Annotated in this window: 22 protein-coding genes and 2 pseudogenes; 18 read left to right on the top strand and 6 right to left on the bottom strand. The window is 69.1% G+C overall.

The genetic code is table 11. The features are described 5' to 3' along the window. Window positions 1–1,503 (top strand): annotated as a pseudogene (locus tag A5757_RS23370) (hypothetical protein); the annotation flags it as partial. Window positions 1,504–1,529: 26 nt separating this feature from the next. Here A5757_RS23370 and A5757_RS02595 read toward each other — a convergent pair. From A5757_RS02595 to A5757_RS02600, 3 genes are read right to left on the bottom strand one after another with little or no spacing between them, the layout of a single operon-like run. Next, entirely contained in the window at window positions 1,530–1,952 is a 423-nt protein-coding gene (locus A5757_RS02595) for a hypothetical protein (RefSeq protein WP_156618130.1), read from the bottom strand. Window positions 1,953–2,002: 50 nt separating this feature from the next. Further along, entirely contained in the window at window positions 2,003–2,329 is a 327-nt protein-coding gene (locus A5757_RS22640; protein ID WP_082929283.1) for an ESX-1 secretion-associated protein, read from the bottom strand. A 10-nt stretch (window positions 2,330–2,339) separates the two neighbouring features. Next, window positions 2,340–3,077: an EspA/EspE family type VII secretion system effector gene (locus A5757_RS02600; protein ID WP_082929284.1), complete on the bottom strand. Its 738-nt coding sequence runs from the start codon at window positions 3,075–3,077 to the stop codon at window positions 2,340–2,342. Between the two features lie 152 nt (window positions 3,078–3,229). Between A5757_RS02600 and A5757_RS02605 the strand changes: the two genes are divergently transcribed. From A5757_RS02605 to A5757_RS22645, 6 genes are all read left to right on the top strand, one after another. Further along, entirely contained in the window at window positions 3,230–3,979 is a 750-nt protein-coding gene (locus tag A5757_RS02605; RefSeq protein ID WP_066828411.1) for a DUF2510 domain-containing protein, read from the top strand. 111 nt (window positions 3,980–4,090) lie between these two features. Next, a complete protein-coding gene (gene clpB / locus A5757_RS02610; RefSeq protein ID WP_066828412.1) occupies window positions 4,091–6,637 on the top strand; it encodes an ATP-dependent chaperone ClpB in 2,547 nt (848 codons plus the stop codon). 239 nt (window positions 6,638–6,876) lie between these two features. Next, window positions 6,877–7,740, top strand: coding sequence for a trehalose monomycolate transport factor TtfA (ttfA, locus tag A5757_RS02615; RefSeq protein ID WP_066828413.1), 864 nt, complete (start codon window positions 6,877–6,879; stop codon window positions 7,738–7,740). Window positions 7,741–7,755: 15 nt separating this feature from the next. Continuing rightward, window positions 7,756–8,532 (top strand): SDR family oxidoreductase, encoded by a 777-nt coding sequence (locus A5757_RS02620; protein ID WP_066828414.1) that lies wholly within the window; start codon window positions 7,756–7,758, stop codon window positions 8,530–8,532. 6 nt (window positions 8,533–8,538) lie between these two features. Further along, window positions 8,539–9,435 carry a hypothetical protein gene (locus tag A5757_RS02625; protein ID WP_066828415.1) on the top strand — a complete coding sequence of 299 codons (897 nt, stop codon included), beginning with the start codon at window positions 8,539–8,541 and terminating at the stop codon, window positions 9,433–9,435. Then, a complete protein-coding gene (locus A5757_RS22645) occupies window positions 9,428–10,090 on the top strand; it encodes an RNA methyltransferase (RefSeq protein WP_082929285.1) in 663 nt (220 codons plus the stop codon). The genes A5757_RS02625 and A5757_RS22645 overlap by 8 nt, the downstream gene beginning before the upstream one ends. Here A5757_RS22645 and A5757_RS02635 read toward each other — a convergent pair. Further along, window positions 9,980–11,572, bottom strand: a pseudogene (locus A5757_RS02635) (MFS transporter); the annotation flags it as partial. The gene A5757_RS22645 and the pseudogene A5757_RS02635 overlap by 111 nt on opposite strands. After that, window positions 11,569–12,111 (bottom strand): TetR/AcrR family transcriptional regulator, encoded by a 543-nt coding sequence (locus A5757_RS02640; protein ID WP_066828418.1) that lies wholly within the window; start codon window positions 12,109–12,111, stop codon window positions 11,569–11,571. The pseudogene A5757_RS02635 and the gene A5757_RS02640, both read right to left, overlap by 4 nt. 99 nt (window positions 12,112–12,210) lie before the next feature. Between A5757_RS02640 and A5757_RS02645 the strand changes: the two genes are divergently transcribed. Together A5757_RS02645 and nhaA are read left to right on the top strand one after the other, a co-directional pair. Continuing rightward, the gene (locus A5757_RS02645) at window positions 12,211–13,350 is read left to right on the top strand and encodes a glycoside hydrolase family 76 protein (RefSeq protein ID WP_066828420.1); all 1,140 of its coding nucleotides are present in this window, start codon (window positions 12,211–12,213) and stop codon (window positions 13,348–13,350) included. Beyond that, on the top strand, window positions 13,347–15,209 hold the full coding sequence (gene nhaA / locus A5757_RS02650; RefSeq protein WP_066828422.1) for a Na+/H+ antiporter NhaA: 1,863 nt from the start codon (window positions 13,347–13,349) through the stop codon (window positions 15,207–15,209). Before A5757_RS02645 ends, nhaA begins: the two co-directional genes overlap by 4 nt. Here the strand turns inward: nhaA and A5757_RS02655 are convergent, their stop codons facing one another. Next, on the bottom strand, window positions 15,210–16,166 hold the full coding sequence (locus A5757_RS02655) for a LysR family transcriptional regulator (RefSeq protein WP_066828444.1): 957 nt from the start codon (window positions 16,164–16,166) through the stop codon (window positions 15,210–15,212). Between the two features lie 35 nt (window positions 16,167–16,201). On the opposite strand from A5757_RS02655, the gene A5757_RS02660 reads away from it, so the two are divergent. From A5757_RS02660 to A5757_RS02700, 9 genes are read left to right on the top strand one after another with little or no spacing between them, the layout of a single operon-like run. Beyond that, on the top strand, window positions 16,202–17,362 hold the full coding sequence (locus tag A5757_RS02660; RefSeq protein ID WP_066828424.1) for an XdhC/CoxI family protein: 1,161 nt from the start codon (window positions 16,202–16,204) through the stop codon (window positions 17,360–17,362). 58 nt (window positions 17,363–17,420) lie between these two features. Beyond that, window positions 17,421–18,296, top strand: coding sequence for a xanthine dehydrogenase family protein subunit M (locus A5757_RS02665; protein WP_066828426.1), 876 nt, complete (start codon window positions 17,421–17,423; stop codon window positions 18,294–18,296). Window positions 18,297–18,298: 2 nt separating this feature from the next. Beyond that, complete coding sequence (locus A5757_RS02670; protein ID WP_066828428.1) at window positions 18,299–18,874, top strand: (2Fe-2S)-binding protein; 576 nt, start codon at window positions 18,299–18,301, stop codon at window positions 18,872–18,874. Then, entirely contained in the window at window positions 18,871–21,288 is a 2,418-nt protein-coding gene (locus A5757_RS02675) for an aerobic carbon-monoxide dehydrogenase large subunit (protein ID WP_066828430.1), read from the top strand. The genes A5757_RS02670 and A5757_RS02675 overlap by 4 nt, the downstream gene beginning before the upstream one ends. 2 nt (window positions 21,289–21,290) lie before the next feature. Further along, on the top strand, window positions 21,291–22,082 hold the full coding sequence (locus A5757_RS02680) for an XdhC family protein (RefSeq protein ID WP_066828446.1): 792 nt from the start codon (window positions 21,291–21,293) through the stop codon (window positions 22,080–22,082). A gap of 4 nt (window positions 22,083–22,086) precedes the next feature. Beyond that, entirely contained in the window at window positions 22,087–22,956 is an 870-nt protein-coding gene (locus A5757_RS02685; protein ID WP_156618132.1) for a MoxR family ATPase, read from the top strand. Window positions 22,957–22,972: 16 nt separating this feature from the next. After that, entirely contained in the window at window positions 22,973–23,650 is a 678-nt protein-coding gene (locus A5757_RS02690) for an SRPBCC family protein (protein ID WP_066828432.1), read from the top strand. Next, the gene (locus A5757_RS02695; protein ID WP_066828434.1) at window positions 23,647–24,840 is read left to right on the top strand and encodes a VWA domain-containing protein; all 1,194 of its coding nucleotides are present in this window, start codon (window positions 23,647–23,649) and stop codon (window positions 24,838–24,840) included. The genes A5757_RS02690 and A5757_RS02695 overlap by 4 nt, the downstream gene beginning before the upstream one ends. 42 nt (window positions 24,841–24,882) lie before the next feature. Further along, window positions 24,883–25,725: an alpha/beta fold hydrolase gene (locus A5757_RS02700; protein ID WP_066828436.1), complete on the top strand. Its 843-nt coding sequence runs from the start codon at window positions 24,883–24,885 to the stop codon at window positions 25,723–25,725. Window positions 25,726–25,746: the final 21 nt, after the last annotated feature.

A 25,746-nucleotide genomic window follows, 5' to 3' on the forward strand; every position in this document is an offset into this window, starting at 1 on the left:
GATGTGTATAAGAGACAGGACGTCGAGGGCGGGCAGGGCTCCGGGGCACACACGACGTCGGCGACCGCCGGCGTCGAGCGAAAACCATCGGGCACGGCCGAGGATCGGGCTGAGCAGAGCGCGCAACGCAGCACGGCCCGCGCAGTCCGCGCGGACGACGACGCCGACGCCCGGCCGACCCGGCGAGCGCTGCGGGCCGTTCAGGCCGAGACCGACGCCGACACCGACGGCCGAACCGTAGGTGTCGCGCGCGCAGGGGATCTCAAATCCCCGCAGCCGCGGACGCCCGACCTCGCCGCGCAGGCGCCCGACGACGATCCGCTGCCCACCGAGAACACCGGCGAGGCCGGCCTAGTCGGCGACATCATCGGACCGTTCCAGCAGGACTACCCGCCGATCGTCAAAGCCGTCGGCTCCACGGTGTTCACCCTGATCGGCACCCTGGTACAGACGCTCGACGGCCCTCCCGTGGTGCCGGAGGCGCTGCGCGACGACGTCACGGTGGGCACGTCGACCCTGACGGTCGCCCCCGGCACGGATCTCCAGGCGGACTGGTACTTCCCGACCCACGGACAACCGCAGCGGCTGATCTATCTGCAGCACGGCATCCTCGCGACCGGTCCGATGTACAGCTACACCGCGTCGCTGCTCGCGGAGCGGACCAACAGCGTCGTCATCGCCACCACGATCCCCTCCAACCCGTTCGCCGACGGCAACATGTGGCTCGGTGGCGACGCCCTGCACAAGGCCGTGGCGCAATTGCTCCTCGACGAGGACCGGCAGGCGCTGAACGCGAGCCTGGCGACCGCGGCCGCCGGCGCGGGCCGGTCGGATCTGACGGTGCCGGCCGACTTCGTGATCGTCGGGCACTCGCTGGGCGGCGGTTTCGCTCCGGGTGTGGCCGGCCATTACGCAGAGGGGTTGGTCGCCCGCCGGGCGGACGGTCAGGACGCCGAGAACCACCTGGCCGGAATCCTGTCGCTCGACGGGGTGCCGTTCCCGCCGATCCTGCCGAACGCGATGGAGCGGCTGAACCGGCTGGAGGCCAGTAACGACTGGGATCCCGCCGACTACGTACCCGTCTACGAGATCGCGGCGCCGCCGAACTTCCTGAACTCCTTCAGCACCGTGCAGCGCGTCCTGTCGGAGTTCCGGCCCGGGAAATTCAACGGCGTCGTCGTCGACGGCGGTGTGCACGTGGACGCGCAGCTCGGCGGAAATCCGCTGATCCAGCTGGGGACGTATCTGGTTGCCGGTCCGCCGCTGCCGCAGAATCCACCGGCGGTGCAGTTGCTCATGGCCGGATGGATCAACGACATGTTCGCCGACCGGATCGACCCGACCACCGGCCGCTGCCTCAGCGACTGCGCGGGAACCTACGGCGATCCGGGCGCGAGCATCGTCCTGCCGAATGACGGTCGAGTGGCCACGGCCGTGGTGATCGACTCCGGCGCGATCCCGCCGGCCACGCTGCCCTGGGCGGTGTCGCGCATCGCGGTGTGAGCCCACCGGGACGGCCATGAGGTCAGTCAGCCTTCATCCCACGCGTCTTCGCGCGTCAGCGCCGCCTCGGCGATCAGAGCGTCCTCCGGAGATGGCAGACCCATGTGATGTTCGACGAGGTTGCGCACGGTATCGCGATCCTGTCCCTGGGCGAGCATGAGTCCCGACACGAACTGGTTCTGCGCCGCGCGGGCCTTGAGCGCGGCGGCAGCGGCGACGGCGAGGATTTCCCGTTCGAGTTCGGATTCGCTCAGCTCTGTCACGCCCGGGGAGAGATCGACGCGCGCGATCTGCCCGGTGAGAAGGGTCGTGGCGGTGACCCGTCCGGCCCGGCCGGTGACGGTGAACTCGGGGCCGTCATCCTGACGGGGGTCATCACGACGGTCGGTGCCGTACGCGTCGAGAGCATCCAGACCCGACGGGTGATGAATATCGTCGAACGACGACATCGCGGGAGGCTGGTCGTCGAGCGCGGAAAGATCCCAGGGCTCCGACACGGTTATTGCGGGCCCGCGTCGGAGATCGCCCCGGCCGAGTCCTCGTCTGTCGCTCGGTACCTGCGCGCGGCGTCAGTGAGGTTGGTGGCGTAGCGCTCGGATGTCGCCTGCATCGCTGTGCATGCCTCTCGCCGAAGAGCTTCGGCGTCGGCCAGCTTGGACCACAGGGGATGGCATACCGGACCGTGACTGCGCGTGACGGCGCCGGCGACGCCGTCGGTCAGTGGTGCCGCCTGACCGATCTGTCCGGCGATGGCACTGTGCTGGTCGCCGAGTTCCTGTAGATGCCGCGGATCTACCTGCAGCGGGGGGTCGAAAGGCGCCGTCATCGCGGGGTGCTCACAGGTTGATGTCCACGCATGAGCGCGTCACCTCCTCGTATATGCGCTTTGCGTCGGTGACGCTCTTGCTGACGTTCTCGGAAACGTCCTGCAGGGCTTCCATACGCCAGATGGCGCCGGGCACCGCCGCGCCCACCACGCCCAGCTGAATCGCAAGCGACAAGCCTTTGCCGTACCTGGGGATCGCAAGCGCTGCGACGGCGGGGATGATGGCGTTGCCCATCACGGTGGCTGCCTCGTTGAGCATGCGCCGAACCGAGGTCAGTTCGTGCGCCTCCGCGGAAATCGCGCCGTTGATTGCGATGTCCGCATCGACCATCCGTTTCGCGCGCAGGCGCTGTTGTTCGTTGGCGTACGAATAGGCGTCCGACGCGGCACCCGTCCACGTGGCGTTGGGAACCGGTTTCGCCAATGCGTCGGCAATCTCGTTGTGCTTTTGGTAGCCCTTCGCGTAGCCGTCGCCCCGATCGATCTCGTTGGGGTCGCCGCAGGAGTGTTGAAATCCCTGGATGATTTTCAACCCGCCAGAGATGATCGGCGTCTGCTTCGATTTCGGCAGGAAGAACTCCACCACGCTGGCGCCTTCGCCGATGTCGGCGGCGGCATTCCACAACGCATCGATTCCGTTGTCGTCGATTGCGCGTGCGACGTCGATCAAATTGCCTACCGAATCAATCGCTTCGGTGATCGGGTTCGGCGGAATGAGGTCAGCCGCGTCCCCGAGTATGTCCGTCAACCCCAATTCCGCAGCCCTCCAAGCGCGTCGTGCACTCACGGTAACAGTGGTCCCGATGATTGCTCAGCACCATTTCGTGCGCATGAGCGACGGCCGTCTCCCTTAGGGTCGAGGGGCATTCACCCGGTTCTGCGAGACGGAAGGCCCCAGCGATGGACGGCGCTGCCGCCGGATGGTTCAGCGATCCCGCGTCCGCTCATCAACTGCGATATTTCGACGGCATGCAATGGACGAATCACGTTGCGCCACTGCCGGTCAACCTTCCGCTCGGCGAGCCGGTTCTGCTCTTCCGGGCGATTCCCGGACAGGCGGATGTGGACATCGCCTGCTCCGTGCACGACGGTCGTGAAACCCAACTCGCGGTGATCCGGCCGCGGGAGGGTGTCCCGGCGCTGATCGGCCGGGAGACCGCGACCCTCGTATTCGATCTCGTCCGGCCGACCGGGTCCGTGGCACTCACCCTCACCCGAGTCGGTGGCGCGACTCGGCACCATCACCTCCTGGTGGAGGTGGGCGGCGGCGTGATCGGTCGGCTACGTCAGACCAGCAGCTACTGGCGGCTCTTCCGCACGTCGCGACTCGACGTGGTGCTCGAAGGCGGTGCGAGCAGCCTGGGGTCGACCCAGGTGTGCGTTCGACCGAACGAGCCGTTCGCCGCAATCGACACCCCGGTTCGCGCCGCGTCCGGCGAGGTCCTCGCAGTCGTCGAACGACGGTGGCGCTACGCCGACGGAAGTACCGACTACTTCGACTACACCTTGCGATGTCCCGCGCTGCTGGCCGCTCCGCTACCGGATCTCCTCATCGCCACGGCATTCGCGCACCATCTGTACGACCGGTTGGCGGTCGGTGGACCCCTCGAGGCCATGAACCGTTTCGGTCGGGGGCCCGGCCGCTGGTAGCACTCCCTCTTCCCACGTCTGCGGAAATTACCTAGACTTGAGCGGAACAGACTCAACCTTAGCGACGTTGAACCTGTCGACAAGCAATCCTGCTAGACGATCGGAGTTGTCGTGGACTCGTTCAATCCGACGACCAAGACCCAGGCGGCGCTGACCTCGGCGTTGCAGGCGGCCACGGCCGCAGGCAACCCCCAGATCGTGCCCGCCCATTTGTTGATGGCACTGCTCACCCAGAACGACGGCATTGCCGCCCCTCTACTGGAGGCGGTTGGCGTCGAACCCGCGACCATTCGCGCCGAGACGCAACGCCTCATCGACCGGCTGCCCAGCGCCAGCGGCGCAAACAGCCAACCCCAGCTGAATCGCGAGGCCCTCGCCTCGATCACAGTGGCCCAGCAACTCGCCACCGAGATGGACGACGAGTACGTCTCCACCGAGCATCTGCTCGTCGGCCTGGCAACCGGCGACAGTGACACCGCCAAGCTGCTCACCGGGCACGGCGCCTCGCCGCAGGCCCTGCGTGAGGCCTTCACCAAGGTCCGTGGCAGCGCCCGCGTGACCAGCCCTGATCCCGAGGGCACCTACCAGGCGCTGGAGAAGTACTCCACCGATCTGACCGCCCGCGCCCGCGAAGGCAAGCTCGACCCGGTCATCGGCCGGGACACCGAGATCCGTCGCGTCGTCCAGGTGCTGTCGCGCCGCACCAAGAACAACCCGGTGCTGATCGGCGAACCCGGCGTCGGCAAGACGGCGATCGTCGAGGGCCTGGCCCAGCGCATCATCGCCGGCGACGTGCCGGAGAGCCTGCGCGACAAGACCGTCGTCTCCCTCGACCTGGGCTCGATGGTCGCCGGGTCGAAGTACCGCGGTGAATTCGAGGAACGCCTCAAGGCCGTCCTCGACGACATCAAGAACTCGGCCGGGCAGATCATCACCTTCATCGACGAGCTGCACACCATCGTCGGCGCCGGGTCCACCGGTGACTCGTCGATGGACGCCGGCAACATGATCAAGCCGATGTTGGCCCGCGGTGAACTGCGGCTTGTCGGCGCAACCACGCTCGACGAGTACCGCAAGTACATCGAGAAGGACGCAGCGCTGGAACGCCGCTTCCAGCAGGTCTACGTCGGCGAACCGTCGGTCGAGGACACCGTCGGCATCCTGCGTGGCCTCAAGGAGCGCTACGAGGTGCACCACGGTGTGCGCATCACCGACTCCGCGCTCGTCTCGGCCGCCACGCTGTCCGACCGCTACATCACCGCGCGCTTCCTGCCCGACAAGGCCATCGACCTGGTCGACGAGGCCGCGTCGCGACTGCGCATGGAGATCGACTCGCGGCCCGTCGAGGTCGACGAGGTGGAGCGGCTCGTCCGTCGCCTCGAGATCGAAGAGATGGCGCTGGCCAAGGAAGAGGACGACGCGTCCAAGGAGCGTCTCGTCAAGCTGCGCTCCGAACTGGCCGACAAGAAGGAAGAACTCACCCAGCTGACCAGCCGCTGGCAGAACGAGAAGAACGCGATCGACGTCGTGCGCGAGCTCAAGGAACAGCTCGACGCCCTGCGTCAGGAATCCGACCGCGCCGAGCGCGACGGTGATCTGGCCAAGGCCGCCGAGCTGCGCTACGGCCGCATTCCGGAGGTCGAGAAGAAGCTCGACGCCGCGGTGCCCCAGGCCCAGGCGCGTGAGGACGTCATGCTCAAGGAGGAGGTCGGCCCCGACGACATCGCCGAGGTGGTGTCGGCGTGGACCGGCATCCCCGCCGGCCGCATGCTCGAAGGCGAGACCGCCAAGCTGCTGCGCATGGAGGACGAACTGGGTAAGCGGGTCGTCGGCCAGCGCAAGGCGGTGACGGCCGTCTCCGATGCGGTGCGCCGCAGCCGGGCCGGTGTCGCGGACCCGAACCGTCCGACGGGCTCGTTCATGTTCCTCGGCCCGACGGGCGTCGGTAAGACCGAGCTGGCCAAGGCGCTGGCGGAGTTCCTGTTCGACGACGAACGCGCGATGGTCCGCATCGACATGAGTGAGTACGGCGAGAAGCACTCCGTCGCCCGACTGGTCGGTGCGCCTCCCGGCTACATCGGCTACGACCAGGGCGGTCAGCTCACCGAGGCGGTGCGCCGCCGTCCGTACACGGTGATCCTGTTCGACGAGATCGAGAAGGCCCACCCGGACGTGTTCGACGTGCTGTTGCAGGTGCTCGACGAAGGACGCCTGACCGACGGCCAGGGCCGCACGGTGGACTTCCGCAACACCATCCTCATCCTGACGTCCAACCTGGGCGCCGGCGGTACCGAGGACATGGTGATGGCGGCGGTGCGCTCGGCCTTCAAGCCCGAGTTCATCAACCGGCTCGACGACGTGATCATCTTCGACGGCCTCAACCCCGAGGAGCTGGTGTCGATCGTCGACATCCAGCTGGCACAGCTGCAGAAGCGGCTGGCACAGCGTCGCCTCACCATCGAGGTGTCGTTGCCGGCGAAGAAGTGGCTGGCCGAGCGCGGATTCGATCCGCTCTACGGCGCCCGGCCGCTGCGCAGGCTGATCCAGCAGGCCATCGGCGACCAGCTCGCCAAGCTGCTGTTGGCCGGCGACGTGCACGACGGCGACATCGTGCCGGTGAACCTCAGCCCGGACGGGGATCACCTCGTATTGGGCTGACCCGATGACCGCGCAGACCCCGTCACACTCCGGTGTGGCGGGGTCTTCGCATCGGCCATCGCGAGACCGAACCCACGCAGGCCTGCACCCGAACATTCGCTACGTTGCTTCAATCTCGCAAAGCAGTGCGGGAACCGGACGTACCCATGTGGCCATTGGGGCTGGTGAGCACGCTCGAGACGGGGTTGTGACCAAGATGAGTTCGGGCTAACCCGCTACCAACAAGTAGGCTAGGCGCGATGGTCCCGCTCTGGTTCACACTGTCGGCGCTCTGCTTCGTGGGCGCTGCCGTGCTGCTGTATGTCGACATCGACCGGCGGCGCGGGCTCGGACGGCGCCGCAAATCCTGGGCGAAGTCGCACGGCTTCGACTACGAGCACGAATCCTCCGACATCGTCAAGCGCTGGAAGCGCGGCGTGATGTCGACCGTCGGCGAGGTGAACGCCAAGAACGTCGTCCTCGGCCAGATCCGCGGCGAGGCCGTCTTCATCTTCGACCTCGAGGACGTCGCGACCGTCATCGCCCTGCACCGCAAGGTCGGCACCAATGTGGTCGTCGACCTGCGCCTCAAGGACATCAAGGAACCCCGCGAGAACGACATCTGGCTGCTGGGTGCGATCGGTCCGCGGATGGTGTACTCCACCAACCTCGACGCCGCCCGCCGCGCCTGCGACCGTCGCATGGTCACCTTCGCTCACACCGCGCCCGACTGCGCGGAGATCATGTGGAACGAGGAGAACTGGACGCTGATCAGCATGCCGGTGACCAGCACCCGCGCCCAGTGGGACGAGGGTCTGCGCACCGTGCGGCAGTTCAACGACCTGCTCCGCGTGCTGCCGCCGACCCCGCAGTCCGATTCCGTGCAGGCGGTCGCCCGGCGCAGCGGTTCCCCGAGCCGCCCGATCCATCCGGCCCCCAACCGGCAGGCCGAACTTCAGCAGCGCGCCGAGGCCGGTCGCCCCGATCTCGCCGCTCCCGCCCGTGCGCACGCTCCGCGTCCCGAGGCGGCCCGGCCCGAGGGCCCACCCGCGGCCCGTCCGGCTCCGCCGCGCAACCCCGCTCCACCGCGTAACGGCCGGCAGTCGTCGCAGCTGCCGCGCTAAGTACTGTCTTCAGGCATGTCTCGTCCTGTCGCGCTGATCACCGGACCGACCGCAGGGTTGGGTGAGGGTTTCGCCCGGCGCTACGCGCAGGACGGCTACGACCTGGTCCTCGTCGCCCGCGACGTCAGCCGGCTGGAAGCCCTGGCCTCCGAACTGCGCGACGTGGGCGGTGTGGCCGTCGAGGTCCTGCCCGCTGATCTGGCGGTCGCCGCGGACCGTGCGAAGGTCGCCGACCGGCTCGCCGCCGGGGTGCAGGTGCTGGTCAACAACGCCGGGTTCGGCACGTCGGGGGAGTTCTGGACCGCTGACCTGGAACTGCTGCAATCCCAGCTCGACGTCAACGTCACCGCCGTGATGGCGTTGACGCACGCCGCGCTGCCGCCGATGCTGGCCGCCGGATCCGGCACCGTCATCAACGTCGCCAGCGTCGCGGGGTTGCTCCCCGGCCGGGGGTCGACGTACTCCGCGTCGAAGGCGTGGGTGGTGGCGTTCTCCGAGGGGCTGGCCAACGGACTCGGCGGCACCGGCGTCGGTGTGCACGCTCTCTGCCCGGGATTCGTCCGCACCGAGTTCCACCAGCGGGCGGGCATCGAGATGTCCGGGACGCCGTCGTTCTTCTGGCTCAGCGTGGCCGACGTCGTCCGCGACTGCCTCGCCGACGTCGCCAAAGGCCGGATCGTCATCGTGCCCGGCGTCCAGTACAAGGTGCTGACCACCGGCAGCCGGTTGGTCCCGCGTGGTTTGGTGCGCACGCTGACGCGCGTCGTCGGCCGTGGCCGCGGCCGGACCTGACCGCCGGTGCGCAGGCTGATCGCGGTCGTCGCCACCGCGGTGCTCCTCGGGGCCACCGCGTGCTCCGACGCCGACGCACCCACCGAGGTCTACGCGACGCCGACCGCGGCGTTCGGTGAATCCCTGGCGGTGGCCGGCTGGAACATCTCGGTGGCGAATCTGCGGTTCGAGGGCGACAGCGTGCTGGTCGACATCGACGCTTCTCATTCGGGATCCGGGGCGCCGGTTGCGGCGGACTCGCTGCGCTTCGGGCTTTACGGCGCACTGGCCCACCCCATCGAGGCGAATGCACTCGGCGCCTGCCGCAACGTCGACGACCTCAGCATCACGCCGGTGAGCGCGCCCAGCCCCGACCGGCTGAGCGGAACGGTCTGTCTGGGCCCGCAGCGCGACCAGAATCAGGTCCGCGGCGTCTATGCCTACTCCCCGCAGGACCGCATCCCGGAGACGACGGTGGCCTACGCCGCGGCGTTCCCCGTGGGCACGCCGCCGATGGAGGATGGCGCGGGCGCGCTGACCGCGCAGACCACGAGCGCCGAGGGTTTCAGCGCGGACGGCGCGCAGCTCCGACCGGAGGCACTGGGCGAACCGCAGGCGTTCACCGGGAACGGCTACATGCTGCTGGGGCTCCAGATCGACGGCACCGCAGCGAAATACCGCGAGGTGGCCGAACGCCGGGGCGGCCCGACGATGATCGTCGTCGGACCCACCCTGCCCCCACCCGGACTCAGTTACGCGTGCGCGGCGTACGGCGCGTCGGTGCTCGTTCTGCCCGACGCCTCGCTCGACGGCGTGTCGGTACGGGTGTCGCTGTGCACCCAGGGCGAGATCAACCGGGCGCTGCTCTATGCCTCCGCCTCGATGGTCGGAACCCACGCCGCGCTGTGGACCTCCGGTGACTGACGACGCTCAACCCGGGCCGACCGAATGGGGCGAGGGTCCGGGCGTCGGACCGTGGATCGAGGAGGGGCTGGGGGAGCTGCCCGACGATCCGCGCTACGACCCGGACCTGCTGCGCACCGGCGACACCCGCAACGTCGTCGACGCCTACCGCTACTGGACGCGTGAGGCGATCATCGCCGACATCGACCGACGCCGGCACCCGCTGCACATCGCGATCGAGAACTTCGGCAACGACGCCAACATCGGCGGTGTCGTCCGCACCGCCAACGCGTTCGCCGTCGACACCGTGCACATCGTGGGACGGCGGCGCTGGAACCGGCGCGGCGCCATGGTGACCGACCGCTATCAGCGGCTGCGCCACCACGACACCACCGAGGAGCTAATCGGCTTCGCGCGCGAAGCTGGACTGACCGTCGTCGCAGTCGACAACGTGCCCGGCGCGGTCCGGCTCGAGGACACCGCGCTGCCGCGGAACTGCCTGCTGATCTTCGGACAGGAGGGGCCGGGCATCACCGACGACGCAAAATCCGGTGCGCGGATGACCGTGTCGATCGCCGCCTTCGGTTCCACCCGCAGCATCAACGCGGCGGTCGCCGCCGGCATCGCCATGCACACCTGGATCGTTCAGCACGCCGACCTCGACACGGCCTGGTGACGCAGCCGAGCCCAACTGCCGCAACAGGATCCACACCGTCAGCGCGGAAGCGAACATCAACGCCGCGCCTGCCCCTGCCGCGATGGCCAGGCCGCTGGTGAACGCTTCCCGCGCCGCGTCGAGCAGCGCCTCGGACTGACCTGCCGGCAGGGTGTCCGCGACCTGACCCGCCGCGGCCAGCGAATCGCGGGCATGTTCGGCCGCCCCGGCCGGAACGCCCTGCGGCACGGTCATGTTCCGGTAGACCGCGGTGACGATCGAACCCAGGGTGGCGATGCCGAGCGCCATGCCCAACTCGTAGGCCGTCTCGGACACCGCGGCGGCGGCGCCGGCGCGATCGCGCGGCACGCTGGCCAGGATGACGTCACTGGCGACCGTGAACGCCAACCCGAGCCCGACGCCGACGACGAACAGCGACACCCCCAGTTGCGGGTACGCCGTATCGGGTCGGATGGTGGTGAGTGCGGCCATCGCGACGCCCACCAGCGCCAGACCGGTCGTCAGCACAGCGCGCTGACTCCACCGGCGTACCGCGATTCCCGCCAGAACACCGAAGATCGTCGCGGTGAGCGCCGCGGGGAGCTCGGCCAGGCCGGCCCCCAGGGGGCTGTAGCCCTGCACCAGCTGGAAGAACTGGGACAGGAAGAACACCAGACCCGAAAGGCCCAGCACCGACAGGAGATTGGCGGCGACGACACCGGAGAATGCGCGGTTGGTGAACAGCCGCACGTCGATCAGCGGGCTGGGCAGGCGCAGCTGTCGTCGCACGAATATCGTCAGCGCCGCGGCGCCGACGACCCCCGCGGCGGCCGACTCGAGATGCGGTCCGTGCGCGGCGAACTCCTTGATCGCGTAGACCAGGGTGAGGATGCCGGTCATCGACAGTCCGACGCTGGGCAGATCCCACGGCCCGGGCTCCGGATTGCGGTGCTCGGGAAGCAGCAGGACGCCGCCGATCAGCAGCACCGCCATCACCGGCACGTTGATCAGGAACACTGATCCCCACCAGAAATGTTCGAGCAGAACGCCTCCCACCAGGGGGCCGAGTGCCGCGCCCGCCGAGAACGCCGACGCCCACACGCCCACGGCCAGGCTGCGCTCGCGATCGTCGGTGAAGATCCCGCGGATCAGGGCGAGGGTGGCCGGCGCGAGCGTCGCTCCGGCCACGCCGAGCAGGGCGCGGGTGCCGATGAGCAGCTCAGGATTGGGCGCATAGGCGGTGATGACCGAGACGACGGCGAAACCCGTTGCGCCCCAGAGCAGCAGCTTGCGATGCCCGAGGCGGTCGCCGAGGCTGCCCATGGTGATGAGCAGGCTCGCGAGCACGAAGGAGTAGATGTCGCCGATCCAGAGCAGTTCGGTGCCCGACGTGCCGAGGTCGCGGCTGATGAACGGCGTGGCCAGCGCCAGCACCGTGCCGTCGACACCGATGAGCAGGACTCCCAGGGTGAGGACACCCAGGGCGAGCCAACGCCGTGTCATGAGGAGCGCGCTCCGTTCAGGAGAAGTTCGGTGATGATGTGCTCGAAGTCGCGCTCGGCGACCCGGCCGACCTGGATGACCCAGCCCGCCCCGGCGACCAGGCTGTAGAGGGCCTCGGTCAACCAGGCGGCGGACAGGTCGGGCCGGAACTCGCCGGCACGTTGACCGCGCTCGAACAACGCGGTGAATGCGGCGTCGGTTTCGGCCCAGCCCTGCATGGACTCGTCGGGGTCGAGTTCCTGACTCTGGCTGTACAGCAGGCAGAGGTACGGCGCCACGGGCCGGCACGCCGACACCAGTCGTCGCAGTGCGTCGGTGGCGGAGTCCTCGTGCAGACGCGCCGCCTCGATCGCTTCCCGCATCTTGGCCATCGCCAGTTCATCGAGGGCCGCCATCAGCGCCGGCTTCCCGGCGAAATGCCGGTGCAGGGTCGCCCGGCTCACGCCGACCGCGGTGGCGATCTCGTCGACGGTCGCGTTCGGTCGGCGGCCGAGGAAGTCGGCCGCCGACTCCAGCAGCTGATCGCGGTCGGTAGCCATGAGACGACTGTATCTCATATGAGACGTTTATGTCTCATGCGTTTCGCGGGTGCCCGCTGAACACTGCCGGGGTGGACGCCTGTTTGGCAGGATCGACCCATGGACCAGCTGTGGGCGAACCGGGCGGCCAGCGCCGAAGCCGCGATCACCCAGCGGCATCTGCGACCGCTGTGGGGTTTGCCGGGTACCCAACTCGGGGTCGTCGCGTGGCCTGCCGCGAGCAGGCACAAGTGGTTCGGTATCTGGCACTACTGGTGGCAGGCCCATCTGCTGGACTGTCTGGTCGACGCGCAGGTACGTGCCCCCGACCCCGACCGGCAGCGCCGCATCGCCCGCCAGGTCCGATCCCACCGGCTGCGCAATCTCGGTAGATGGGTCAACGACTACTACGACGACATGGCGTGGCTGGCGCTCGCGCTGGAGCGGGCCGGGCGGCTCGCCGGCGTCGAGAAGCCGCGGGCGCTGCACACGCTGGCCGATCAGTTCGTCAACGCATGGGTGCCCGAGGACGGCGGCGGGATCCCCTGGCGCAAGCAGGACCAGTTCTTCAATGCGCCCGCCAACGGCCCGGCCGGGATCTTCCTGGCCCGCTATGACGACCGGCTGCGACGTGCCGAACAGATGGCCGACTGGATCGACGAGGTGCTCATCGACCCGGAGACGAAGCTGGTGTTCGACGGCATCAAGGCCGGCTCGCTGGTCCGCGCGCAGTACACCTACTGCCAGGGCGTGGTGCTGGGTCTCGAGGTGGAGCTCGCTGTCCGCACCGGCGACCAGGTGCACGCCGAAAGGGTGCGTCGACTCGTCGCCGCGGTTCACGACCACATGGCGCCGGGTGGCGTCCTCAAAGGCGCCGGCGGCGGTGACGGCGGCCTGTTCAACGGCATCCTCGCCCGGTACCTGGCGCTGGCCGCCACCGCGCTGCCCGGTGCGGGCGACGCCGAAGCCGCCACCCGGCGCACCGCCGGCGACCTCGTCCTCGCCTCGGCGGGCGCGGCCTGGGAGAACCGGCAGACCATCGGCGTGGGCGGCGTCCCGCTGTTCGGTGCCTTCTGGGACCGCACCGCCGAGCTGCCCACAGCCGGCGGACACGAAGCCGAATCCGTCGACGGGGCGGTCAACGCCTCGGAGATCCCGGAGCGCGATCTGTCGGTGCAGCTGTCCGGGTGGATGCTCATGGAGGCTGCGCACGCTGTCAGCGAAGGCCGGGCGGCCGCGAACCCGACGCCCGAGACGTGACGACGGCCTCCCCAGCCGGTGGGGTCGGGCTCGGCAACCTCCTCCCCAGCCGGTTCAGCCGCGATCCCAGCAAACCCCGCTCCACCGAGAACACCGCCGCGATCCTGCTGCTGCTCGCCACGGTGCTGGCCATCGCCTGGTCGAATTCTCCCTGGGCCGAGACCTATTCGACGTTCTGGAACACCGACATCGGATTGACCTTCGGCGAGCACCACACCGAGATGTCGGTCAAACATCTCGTCAACGACGCGCTCATGGCGTTCTTCTTCTTCATCGTCGGCCTGGAGGTCAAGGCGGAGTTCGCCATCGGTGAGCTGACCGACCGGTCGCGGGCCGCGGTCCCGGTGGTGGCCGCTATCGCCGGGCTGATCGCACCCGCGGTGATCTTCCTGCTGTTCAACCCGTCCGGCGACGACGCCCAGGCGTGGGGGGTCGTCATCTCCACCGACACCGCCTTCCTGGTCGGCGCACTCGCCGTCATCAAGCCGAAATTCCCTGCCCGGCTGCGGATCTTCCTGCTCACCCTCGCCGTCGTAGACGACGTCGGCGCGCTGGCCGCGATCGCGCTGTTCTACACCGACGACCTCCGGATCACGCCCCTGCTCGTCGCGCTGGCGCTGCTCGTCGCGCTGGCGGCGGTGCGGTTTCTGCCCGCGCTCCGCGGACTCGCCTATGCCGTACTGGGTTTCGCGCTGTGGGTGGCCCTCTACCTCGCGCACGTGCATCCCACCCTGGCCGGTGTCGCCGTCGCGCTGCTCATCCCGGTCTTCACCCCGGCACGGCAGCAGGTCGAACAGACCGTCGACCTCTTCCGCGCGTTCCGGCAGTCACCCAATCCGGAATACGCCCGCGCGGTCACCCGCGGCCTGCGCGAATCGATCTCGATCAACGAGCGCGTCCACACCGCCGTCGGACCGTACGTCTCGTTCCTGGTGCTGCCGATCTTCGCCCTCGCCAACGCCGGGGTGCACCTCGACGAGGACACGGTCTCGGCGGCGCTCGGTTCGAGCCTGACGTGGGGCATCGTCGCCGGTCTGGTCGTGGGCAAGTTCGTCGGTATCAGCGCCGCCACCGCGTTGATGCGGGCCAGCGGCCTCGGCCAGCTCTCCCCGGGGATGTCGCTGCGGCGGGTGGCCGGCGGTGCGCTGCTCTCCGGAATCGGTTTCACCATCTCGCTGTTCATCGTCGATCTGGCCATCGACGACCCGGTCAAACAGGACGAGGCACGCGTCGGCGTGCTGATCGCCTCCGTCCTGGCGTTCGTGCTCGGCTGGGCGTTCTTCCGGGTCACCGATTGGATCAGTCCGCCGGAACCGGTTGGCATGAAGCTGATCCGTCCCGTCGACCCCGAGCGCGACCACATCAGAGGTGACCCCGGCGCACCGCTGGTCCTCGTCGAGTACGGAGACTTCGAATGCCCGTTCTGCGGCCGGGCTACCGGCGCGATCGACGAAGTCCGTGCGCATTTCGGCGACCAGTTGCTCTACGTCTGGCGGCACCTCCCGCTGGAGCGGCCGCATCCGCGGGCGTTCGACGCCGCGCGCGCCAGCGAAGGCGCACACCGGCAGGGCAAGTTCTTCGAGATGGGCGACGAACTGTTCGCCCACCAGGACGACCTCGAATGGTCGGACATGTACCGCTACGCCGTCTCGATCGGCCTCGACATCGCACAGTTCGACCAGGATGTGCGGGTGCACGCGTCCAAGGTGCTGCACCGCGTTCAGGACGACGCGCAGGACGCCGAGGAGATGGACCTCAACTCCACACCGACGTTCTTCGTCAACGGGAAACGGCACCGGGGGCCGTGGGATGCGGCGACCCTCATCCGTGCGCTGGAGGCCACCCGGCCGGAGCGCTGATCAACTCCAGAGTGTCACATGTACTTTCGGCCGGAACCGGGTCACGCCCACCCCGCTGCCGCGGATCATCGCCTGCGTGCAGCGCGGCGTCGTGATGAACCGGAGCAGTTCCGACGACGCGGGCTGGCGTGCGGCCGGGGTCAACGTCGAGGCGAACCACTCGCCACTTGACTGCAGGTTCGGACCCTTCAACTGCACCAGCCGGCCCGACGCCAGATCCTTCGACACGGCGAAGCCGATCGTCAACGTCACACCGCCGACGCGCTGCACCTCTTCGAGCGCGGCCGCGTCGCTCTGGAAGATGCGCTGCCGGCTCTCCGGTACGGCCAGTTTGCCGAGCAGCGCGGCGATCTCGCCGTCGGCGCTACCCGCCGACGGCCCCAGCATCCACGTCTGCTCCCGCAACCGCGGCGGTGCCGGAATACCCTGGGCCACAGCGTTGTCCGCACCCGTCACCGCGACCAGCTGATACTTCAGGAACGGCCGGACGACGAGCGCCGGTCCCGGGTCGGCGGGGGCAGGTCCGAGCGTGATGTCCACTGCCCTGGACTCGATGAGGTCACGGAACCGGCCGGCCGGATGGACCGACAGCTCGACCGACAGATCGTCCGCGCGCGACGAGAACAGCTCGATCAACCCGGGTGCGGCATGCTCGGCGAACGCCGCGGACGCCGCGATGCGCAGCAGCCGTCTGCCGTGCGCGGCCTCGGTCACCTCGATGGCCGTCTGCTGCTGCAGACCGAGGATCTCGATGGCCCGGCTCGCAAGCCGCAGCCCGCCAGGGGTGAACGCCAGCCCGGCGGACGTCCGGCTGAACAACGGATCGTCCAGTTCCTTACGCAACTGAGCGACGTGCATGGAGATGCCCGCGTCGGACATGCCGAGTTCCTCGGCGGCGGCGTGCACGCTGCCGAGCCGCACCACCGCCGAAAAGGCCCGGAGTTGAGCCGGTGTCACGGTGGTCACATTACGGTGGCCCTACATTGGGCTGTGTGAGAGACGTGCTGAGCGAACTGTCCGCAGTGTGGGCCGCCGGCGGTACGTCGGGTCTGGCGACGGTCGTGCGCACGTTCCACTCCGCACCGCGGCAGCCGGGCGCGGCGATGGTGGTCGCCCCCGACGGCTCGGTCAGCGGATCGGTGTCCGGCGGCTGCGTCGAAGGTGCGGTCTACGAGCTGGCCGGTGAGGTGGTCGCCGGCGGTACGCCTGCGCTGCAGCGCTACGGCGTCAGCGACGACGACGCGTTCGCGGTCGGACTGACCTGCGGCGGCACGCTCGACATCTTCGTCGAACCGGTGTCGAAGGCGACGTTCCCCGAACTCGGCGCGGTGGTCGACGACATCGAGGCGCACCGCCCGGTCGCGATCGTCACCGTGATCGCCCATCCCGACCCGGCGTGGGTGGGTCGCAGACTCGTCGTCCGGCCGGACGAGGTGACCGGCACCTTGGGTTCTGTCCGAGCCGACGCCGCCGTCACCGACGACACCCGCGGACTGCTGGCCACCGGGCGCAGCGAGGTGCTGACCTACGGCCCGGACGGGCAGCGGCGGGGCGTGGGCATGGAGGTCTTCGTCGCCGGCTATGCCCCGCGGCCGCGGATGCTGGTCTTCGGCGCGATCGACTTCGCCGCCGCCGTCGCACAACAGGGGTCGTTCCTCGGCTACCGGGTCACGGTGTGCGACGCGCGGCCGGTGTTCGCGACGCCGGCGCGGTTTCCCACCGCCGACGAGGTGGTGGTCGACTGGCCGCACCGCTACCTCGGCGCGCAGGTCGACGCGGGGGCGGTCGACGCCCGCACCGTCATCTGCGTGCTGACCCACGATCCGAAGTTCGACGTCCCGGTGCTCGAGGTGGCGCTGCGGATGCCCGACGTGGCCTACGTCGGGGCGATGGGGTCGCGCCGCACCCACGACGATCGGATGGCCCGGTTGCGCGAAGCCGGGCTCACCGAGGACGAACTCGCGCGGCTGTCGAGTCCGGTCGGGCTGGATCTGGGGGCCCGCACCCCGGAGGAAACGGCGGTGTCGATCGCGGCGGAGATCATCGCGCTGCGGTGGGGCGGCACGGGCCGCCGGCTCGCCGACACCCCCGGTCGCATCCATCATGAGCAGGGCGAACGCAGCGACTTAAGCGATCACTTAACCCGCTCTTGACGGGCTGATCACCCGCACCGCACACTGAGGTCCCTTCCGACGGTGTGAGGTCGATCACATGCAAGTTCCCGGCCCTTTCGAATACGAGCGCGCCACCAGCGTGGACCACGCGATCGGTCTGCTGGACCGCCTCGGCGACGGCGCGATGATCGTGGCGGGCGGACACAGCCTGCTGCCGATGATGAAGCTGCGGATCGCCAATCCGGAGTACCTCGTCGACATCAACGACCTGACCGGCGAGCTCGGGTACATCACCGTGGACCCCACGTCGGTCCGCATCGGCGCGATGACCCGGCACCGCGAGGTGCTCGAGCACGCGGCCCTGGCCGAGGTGTGCCCGATCTTCGCCGACGCCGAACGCGTGATCGCCGATCCCGTCGTCCGCAACCGCGGCACCCTGGGCGGGTCGCTGTGCCAGGCGGACCCAGCCGAGGATCTCACCACCGTCTGTGCCGTCCTCGGTGCGCTGTGCGTCGCGCGCGGTCCCGGCGGTCAGCGCGAGGTCCCGATCGACGACTTTCTCGAAGGGCCGTACGAGACCTCGCTCGCGCACAACGAGATCCTGCTCGAGGTGCGCATCCCGGTGCGGCCCCGCACCTCGAGCGCCTACGCGAAGGTCGAGCGCCGCGTAGGGGATTGGGCGGTCGCCGCCGCCGGTGCGACGGCCACCCTCGACGGGGACACGATCACCGCGGCACGGGTCGGGCTCACCGCGGTCAACCCCGACGCCGAGGCGCTGGCCGCGGTGGGGGAGGCGCTGGTCGGTCGACCCGCCACCGACGACACCTACGCCGATGCGGGCCGGCGCGCCGCTGAGGCCTGCGAACCCGCGTCCGACATGCGGGGCAGCGCCGACTACAAGCGCCATCTGGCCGCCGAACTGACCGTCCGCACCCTGCGCACCGCGGTCGCACGCATTCGAGAGAGGGCATGAGCATGCAGGTGACGATGACCGTCAACGGTGAACAGGTCAGCGCCGACATCGAACCGCGGATGCTGCTGGTGCACTTTCTGCGAGACGAGTTGCAGCTCACCGGAACCCACTGGGGCTGCGATACCAGCAACTGTGGCACCTGCGTGGTGTCGGTGGACGGGGACCCGGTCAAGTCCTGCACCATGCTGGCCGTGATGGCCGGTGGGCACGACGTCCGCACCGTGGAGGGTCTGGAGGTCGACGGCACCCTCGACCCGGTGCAGGAGGGCTTCATGCAGTGCCACGGTCTGCAGTGCGGCTTCTGTACGCCGGGAATGATGATCACCGCCCGCGCCCTGCTGGACAGCAACCCGCATCCCACCGAACACGAGATCCGCGAAGCGATCTCGGGTCAGATCTGCCGCTGCACCGGATACACCACGATCGTGCGGTCGGTGCAGTGGGCGGCTGAGCACCAGAACGGCCGGGTCGTCGAACCCGGACCGGACGCCGACGATTTCGCGCCGCAGGCACAGATCGACGCCACGCTCGGCCCGGCGGCCGGCGACGAGCTCATCGAGACGGGAAGCCCCTCATGACCGCAGTCGAAGAACGCCCCGGTACAGGCACTGACGCCGACACTGACACCGGCGCCGAGAACAACGACAAGAAACCCTGCGGATACGGCCGGATGCTCCGCAAGGAGGACCCACGCTTCATCCGCGGCCGCGGCAACTACGTCGACGACGTCCAACTGCCCGGCATGCTGCACCTGGCGATCCTGCGCTCGCCGTACGCCCACGCCCGCATCGCCAGCATCGACATCTCGGCGGCCCAGGCGCATCCGAAGGTGAAAGCCGTTGTCACCGGGGCCGATCTGGCCGAGAAGGGGTTGGCGTGGATGCCGACCCTGTCCAACGACGTCCAGGCCGTACTGGCCACCGACAAGGTGCGGTTCCAGGGCCAGGAGGTGGCGTTCGTCGTCGCCGAGGACCGCTACTCGGCGCGCGACGGCGTCGAACTCATCGACGTCGACTACGAACCGCTGGACCCGGTGATCGACGTGCGGCGGGCGCTGGCCCCCGACACCGAGGTCATCCGCACCGATCTCGAGGGCAAGGCCGACAACCACTGCTTCGACTGGGAGACCGGCGACGCCTCCGCCACCGACGCCGCGTTCGCTCGCGCCGACGTCGTCGTCAAACAGGAGATCGTCTATCCCCGTGTGCATCCGGCTCCGATGGAGACCTGCGGGGCGGTCGCCGACCTGGACCCGGTCAGCGGCAAGCTGACCCTGTGGTCGACCACCCAGGCGCCGCACGCCCATCGCACGCTCTACGCCCTGGTCGCCGGACTGCCCGAACACAAGATCCGGGTGATCTCTCCGGACATCGGCGGCGGTTTCGGCAACAAGGTGCCGATCTATCCCGGATACGTCTGCGCCATCGTGGGTTCGCTGCTGCTCGGCAAACCCGTCAAGTGGATGGAGGACCGCAGCGAGAACCTGACGTCGACCGGATTCGCCCGCGACTACATCATGGTCGGGGAGATCGCCGCCACCGCCGAGGGCAAGATCCTCGCGATCCGGTCCAATGTGCTGGCCGACCACGGTGCATTCAACGGCGTTGCGGCACCGTCGAAGTACCCGGCCGGCTTCTTCGGCGTCTTCACCGGAAGCTACGACCTCGAGGCCGCGTACTGCCACATGACCGCGGTGTACACCAACAAGGCGCCCGGCGGCGTGGCGTACGCATGTTCGTTCCGGATCACCGAGGCGGTCTACTTCGTCGAACGCCTGGTGGACTGTCTGGCCCACGAGATGAAGATGGACCCGGCGGAACTCAGGCTGCGAAACCTGTTGAAACCGGACCAGTTCCCGTACCACTCCAAAACCGGATGGACGTACGACTCCGGCGACTACGAAACCACCATGCGCAAAGCCATGGACATGATCGGCTACGAGCAGTTGCGCGCCGAACAGGCCGAGAAGCGCGAGCGCGGCGAGTTGATGGGCATCGGCATGGCGTTCTTCACCGAGGCCGTCGGCGCGGGCCCGCGCAAGGACATGGACATCCTCGGCCTCGGCATGGCCGACGGTTGCGAACTGCGGATCCACCCGACCGGCAAGGCGGTCGTGCGGTTGTCGGTACAGACCCAGGGCCAGGGCCACGAGACGACGTTCGCCCAGATCATCGCCGAGGAGTTGGGTATCCCGCCCGACGACATCGACGTGGTGCACGGCGACACCGACCAGACACCGTTCGGGTTGGGCACCTACGGCAGCAGGTCCACGCCGGTGTCCGGAGCGGCCGCGGCCCTGGTCGCCCGCAAGGTCCGCGACAAGGCGAAGATCATCGCGTCCGGGATGCTCGAGGCGTCGGTCGCCGACCTGGAATGGGACAAGGGCAGTTTCCGCGTCAAGGGCGATCCGTCGGCGTCGGTGTCGATCTCCGACATCGCGATGCGCGCCCACGGCGCCGGCGATCTCCCCGAGGGGCTCGAAGGCGGATTGGACGCCCAGATCTGTTACAACCCCGAGAATCTCACCTACCCCTACGGTGCCTACTTCTGCGTCGTCGACATCGACCCCGGCACCGCGGTGGTGACGGTGCGCCGGTTCCTGGCCGTCGACGACTGCGGCACCCGCATCAACCCGATGATCATCGAGGGTCAGGTGCACGGCGGCATCGTCGACGGTATCGGCATGGCGCTGATGGAGATGATCGCCTTCGACGAGGACGGGAACTGCCTCGGCGGTTCGTTGATGGATTACCTCATCCCCACCGCGCTGGAGGTGCCGGATCTGGAGACCGGATTCACCGTCACCCCGTCGCCGCACCACCCGATCGGCGCCAAGGGCATCGGTGAGTCCGCGACGGTCGGCTCACCGCCCGCGGTGGTGAACGCCGTCGTCGACGCCCTGGCTCCCTTCGGCGTCCGGCACGCCGACATGCCGCTCACCCCGTCCCGCGTGTGGGAAGCCATGCAGGGCCGGCCGACTCCGCCGATCTGATCATGAGTTCCGTTCTCGCCGTTCATGACCGGGCGCAGCAGCTGCTGCGGACGCGCACCCCGTTCGTACACGCCACTGTGGTGCGGGCGCAGCCGCCGACATCCGCGCACGCCGGCGACGAGGCGATCCTGCTGTCCGACGGCACGATCGAAGGTTTCGTCGGCGGCGAGTGCGCGCAGAGTTCGGTGCGTAAAGCTGCGCTGGGTGCGCTGCAGTCGAACCAGAGCGTGCTGCTGCGGGTGCTGCCCGACGGTGACGTGCACTTCCCGGAGGCGCCCGGCGCCTGCGTGGTGGTCAACCCGTGCCTTTCGGGCGGTGCGTTGGAGATCTTCCTGGTGCCGCAGGTTCCGGCCCCGCTGATCCGCATCTGCGGAGCCACCCCGATCGCCGAGGCTTTGGTCGAGGTGTGCGGGGTGCTCGGATACGAGGTGCAGGACGACGAGTGCGGGCCGCCGGCCGGCGCGACCGCGGTGGTGATCGCCAGCCACGGCGGCCCCGAGGCGGAGGCGATCCGCGCCGCCCTCGACGGCGGGGTCGGGTACATCGGTCTGGTGGCCAGCCGGGTGCGCGGCGCCGCCGTGTTGGGCACCATGGACCTCACCGAGGTCGAACGAGCCCGGGTCCACACCCCCGTCGGGCTGCCGATCGGGGCCAGCACCCCGGCCGAGATCGCGGTGTCGATCGCCGCAGAGGTCATTGCGGCAATCCGGTTGGACGGGGTGGAGGTGCCGCCGAGGACGGTCGCCGAGCCCGCGGCGAAACCCGCTGCGGAGGCCCATCATCGCTGCCACTGAGCGGGTGTTCGCCGACGTCGGCGACGTCATCGAGCGATTCGACCGACGCGACTACCTGCTGGACACCGGAACCGCGTCCGCGATCTATCTGGCCGTCACGCTGGGCAGGCCGCTGCTACTCGAAGGTGAGCCGGGAGTCGGGAAGACCACTGCGGCAAAGACGTTGGCCGCCATCCTGGATGCACCGCTGATCCGGCTCCAGTGCTACGAGGGCCTCACCGCCGCCGAAGCGCTCTACGACTGGAACTACCAGCGGCAGCTGCTGAGCATCCGGCTCGCGGAGGCTGGTGGTGACAGCATCAGTGAGAGTGACCTCTACACCGAGAAGTACCTCGTCGACCGGCCGATCCTGCGCTGTGTGCGCCACCGCGGGCCGACCCCGCCGGTCCTGCTGATCGACGAGATCGACCGTGCGGACGACGAATTCGAGGCGCTGCTGTTGGAGTTCCTGGGCGAGTCGTCGGTCACCGTACCCGAGATCGGCACGTTCACCGCCGAACACCGACCGGTCGCTGTGCTCACCTCCAACCGCAGCCGCGATCTGCACGATGCCCTGCGCCGCCGCTGCCTCTACCACTGGATCGACTACCCGCCGCCGCAACGGGCGGTGCAGATCCTGCGGCGCACGGTGCCGCGCGCGACCGAACCGCTGATCGAGCAGGCCGCGCAATTCGTCGGCGTGGCAAGGACGTTGGATCTCGACAAACCGCCCGGCATCGCCGAGACGATCGATTGGGTGGCCGCCCTGGTCACCCTCGGCGTCGGCGATCTGGCCGCCACCGGCGACACCGAGACCGGATTGAGCGCACTGGCCAAAACCCCCGACGACCGCGCGCTGATCCGCGACGCGTTCGTCGAGTACAGCTGCAGTTGACCGAAAGGGATTCCTGATGAAGATCGCGAACGAGTTCACCGTCAAGGTGCCGATCGAGCAGGCGTGGGAGGTGTTCACCGACCTCGAACGAATCATCCCGCTCATGCCCGGTGCCACCCTGACCGGTCGCGAAGGCGACGACGTGTCGGGCAAGGTCAAGGTCAAAGTGGGTCCGGTGACCAGTGAATTCAGTGGCAAAGTGCACTTCGTCGAACAGGACCGCAGCACCTACCGCGCCGTGATCGACGGCCGCGGCAAGGAAGCCCGCGGCACCGGCAACGCCGCGGCCACGGTCACCGCGCAGCTCCACGACGCCGGCGGGCACACCAGGGTGACCGTCGACACCGATCTCAAGATCGTCGGCAAGCTGGCACAGTTCGGCAGCGGCATGCTCCAGCAGGTGTCCGAGAAGCTGCTGGGCCAGTTCGTCGATTCACTCGAAGCCGAACTGGCCGCGGACACCGCGCCACCGCCGCCGCCCACTGCGCAGACCCAGGCGCCGACCACCGCGGACGCCGTCACGGTCGCGCAGCCCAAGCTCAACGGCGAACGCAAGGTTTCGCCGACCGAGGCTGCCCCCATCGATCTGCTTGACCTCGCCGGCGGCGGCGCGGTCAAGAAGTACGCCACACCGCTTATCGGGGTGGTGCTGGTCGTGGCGGCGCTCGCGCTGTTGCGCCGGCTGCGACGATGACCACACCGCTGCTGCTGCGCGGAGTCGACCTGGCGGCGTTCGCCGTCGCCCTGGTCGGCCGCATGCACAGCGGCGGCGTGGCCGTACCGGCGGGCGGCGCAGGCGAATTCGTCCGCGCCATGGGCGAACTCGCCCCGCGCACCACCGACGAGCTGTACTGGGCCGCGCGGCTGACCCTGGTGAACCGCGAATCGGACCTGGACGCCTTCGACGTCGTGTTCGCCGCGGTGTTCGCCGATGCGGTCGCCGGCCTGGACCCGCCCAGCCTCGCCCGCCGCTCGTCCGAACCGGTCGTGCCGGCCGACGCCGCCCGGGCGGGGCACGGCCCGCCGCTGGACGTCGACGGGCTGCCGTGGATCACCCGTCCGTCGGCGGTGACCGCCCGCGACGCATCCGACGACGGGGTGCAGCTGCCCGATCTGCTGCCCAGCCGCATCGTCGCGCGTGCCGACGAACCGTTCGACCGGTTCGACCCGGAGGACCTGCGTCTGCTCGGCCGGTGGTTGGATCAGGCGGGTGCGGACTGGCCCCAGCGGTCGACGTTGCGGCGGGAACGACACCACCGCGGTGATCGCATCGACCTACGGCAGACGGTGCGCGACTCCCGCCGGACCGGTTGGGAGACAGTGGTTCTCGCGCGCACCCGGCGACGCCGCCGCCCGCGCCGCATCGTGCTGGTGTGCGACGTCAGCCGGTCCATGCAGCCGTACGCGACGGTGTACCTGCACCTGATGAGAGCCGCGATGCTGCGGCGCACGACGGTGCGGCCGGAGGTGTTCGCGTTCTCGACCACGTTGACCCGGCTGACCGCCGTGCTGGCGCACCGGTCCCCGGAGGTGGCGCTGGCCCGGGTGAACGCGACCGTCGTCGACCGCTACGGCGGCACACATCTGGGGCGCAGCCTCGCCGCACTGCTCGCGGGTCCGCACGGGGCGGCACTGCGCGGCGCGGTCGTGGTGCTCGCCTCCGACGGTTGGGACAGCGATCCGCCCGAGGTGCTCGACCATGCGCTGGTGCGGATGCGGCGCCGCGCGCACCGGATCATCTGGCTCAACCCGCGCGCCGCGCAACCGGGCTTCCAGCCGCTCGCAGGGTCCATGGCCGCTGCGCTACCGCACTGCGACGCATTCCTGCCCGCCCATTCGCTGCAGGGTCTTCGCGAACTGTTCTCGGTGCTCGCCGAACGCTGACCGGTCCTCCGGGCCGCGCGCCGATAGGCAATGCTGTGCGGTATGGAACAGTTCCGCCGAGGCGACCTGGTGTTCGACGTCCGCGACTCCGGCCCGCAGGACGGCCCGGTCGTGGTGCTGCTGCACGGCTTCCCCCAGCGAAACGACAGCTGGGACCCGATCGTCGAGCGGTTGACCGCGCAGGGCTACCGCTGCCTGGCGCCGAATCAGCGGGGCTATTCGCCGGGTGCGCGGCCGCGCCGGCGCCGCGACTATGTGATCCCCGAGCTGGTCGCCGATGTCGGGGCCCTGATCGACGCCAGCGGCGCTGACCGGGTGCACGTGGTGGGCCACGACTGGGGTGCGGCCGTCGCCTGGGGCGTCGCCGGTGCGTTGCCCGAACGGGTGGCCAGCGTGACCCCGATCTCGGTGCCGCATCCCGCCGCGTTCCTCAAGGCCATCGCGACCAGCCGGCAGGGGTTGGCGTCCTGGTACATGTACTTCTTCCAGCTGCCGTGGTTGCCGGAGTTCATGCTCTCCCGCGGACAGGGCAAGGTGGCCAAGCAGTCACTGACCCGCATGGGCCAGACCCATGAACTCGCCGAACGCGACATCCGCGCCATGCTCGAACCGGGTGCGCTGACGGCGGGAATCAACTGGTACCGGGGGATGCCGCTGCTGAACCCGCGTGCGGCCACCGGCCGGATCACGGTGCCGACGATGTTCGTGTGGAGCGACAACGATGCGGCGCTGCTCCCCAAAGGCGCCTACGACACCGAGAAGTACGTCTCCGGTGAGTACCGCTTCGAGGTGATGTCGGGTGCCTCGCATTGGATTCCCGAGGAGCGCACCGACGAGCTGGCCGCGCTGCTGCTGGACTGGTTCGCCGCCCACCCCACCACCTGACCCTGTCTCTTATACACATCT

This window comes from Mycobacterium sp. 852013-51886_SCH5428379 (genome assembly GCF_001665575.1).
Taxonomy (GTDB): domain Bacteria; phylum Actinomycetota; class Actinomycetes; order Mycobacteriales; family Mycobacteriaceae; genus Mycobacterium.

Coding starts and splice junctions, on each gene's coding strand:
- A5757_RS02595 (WP_156618130.1), bottom strand. CDS start 1,952: ATGTCGTCGTTCGACGATATTCATCACCCGTCGGGTCTGGATGCTCTC.
- A5757_RS22640 (WP_082929283.1), bottom strand. CDS start 2,329: ATGACGGCGCCTTTCGACCCCCCGCTGCAGGTAGATCCGCGGCATCTA.
- A5757_RS02605 (WP_066828411.1), top strand. CDS start 3,230: ATGGACGGCGCTGCCGCCGGATGGTTCAGCGATCCCGCGTCCGCTCAT.
- ttfA (WP_066828413.1), top strand. CDS start 6,877: ATGGTCCCGCTCTGGTTCACACTGTCGGCGCTCTGCTTCGTGGGCGCT.
- A5757_RS02620 (WP_066828414.1), top strand. CDS start 7,756: ATGTCTCGTCCTGTCGCGCTGATCACCGGACCGACCGCAGGGTTGGGT.
- A5757_RS02640 (WP_066828418.1), bottom strand. CDS start 12,111: ATGGCTACCGACCGCGATCAGCTGCTGGAGTCGGCGGCCGACTTCCTC.
- A5757_RS02645 (WP_066828420.1), top strand. CDS start 12,211: ATGGACCAGCTGTGGGCGAACCGGGCGGCCAGCGCCGAAGCCGCGATC.
- A5757_RS02665 (WP_066828426.1), top strand. CDS start 17,421: ATGCAAGTTCCCGGCCCTTTCGAATACGAGCGCGCCACCAGCGTGGAC.
- A5757_RS02670 (WP_066828428.1), top strand. CDS start 18,299: ATGCAGGTGACGATGACCGTCAACGGTGAACAGGTCAGCGCCGACATC.
- A5757_RS02675 (WP_066828430.1), top strand. CDS start 18,871: ATGACCGCAGTCGAAGAACGCCCCGGTACAGGCACTGACGCCGACACT.
- A5757_RS02680 (WP_066828446.1), top strand. CDS start 21,291: ATGAGTTCCGTTCTCGCCGTTCATGACCGGGCGCAGCAGCTGCTGCGG.
- A5757_RS02690 (WP_066828432.1), top strand. CDS start 22,973: ATGAAGATCGCGAACGAGTTCACCGTCAAGGTGCCGATCGAGCAGGCG.
- A5757_RS02695 (WP_066828434.1), top strand. CDS start 23,647: ATGACCACACCGCTGCTGCTGCGCGGAGTCGACCTGGCGGCGTTCGCC.
- A5757_RS02700 (WP_066828436.1), top strand. CDS start 24,883: ATGGAACAGTTCCGCCGAGGCGACCTGGTGTTCGACGTCCGCGACTCC.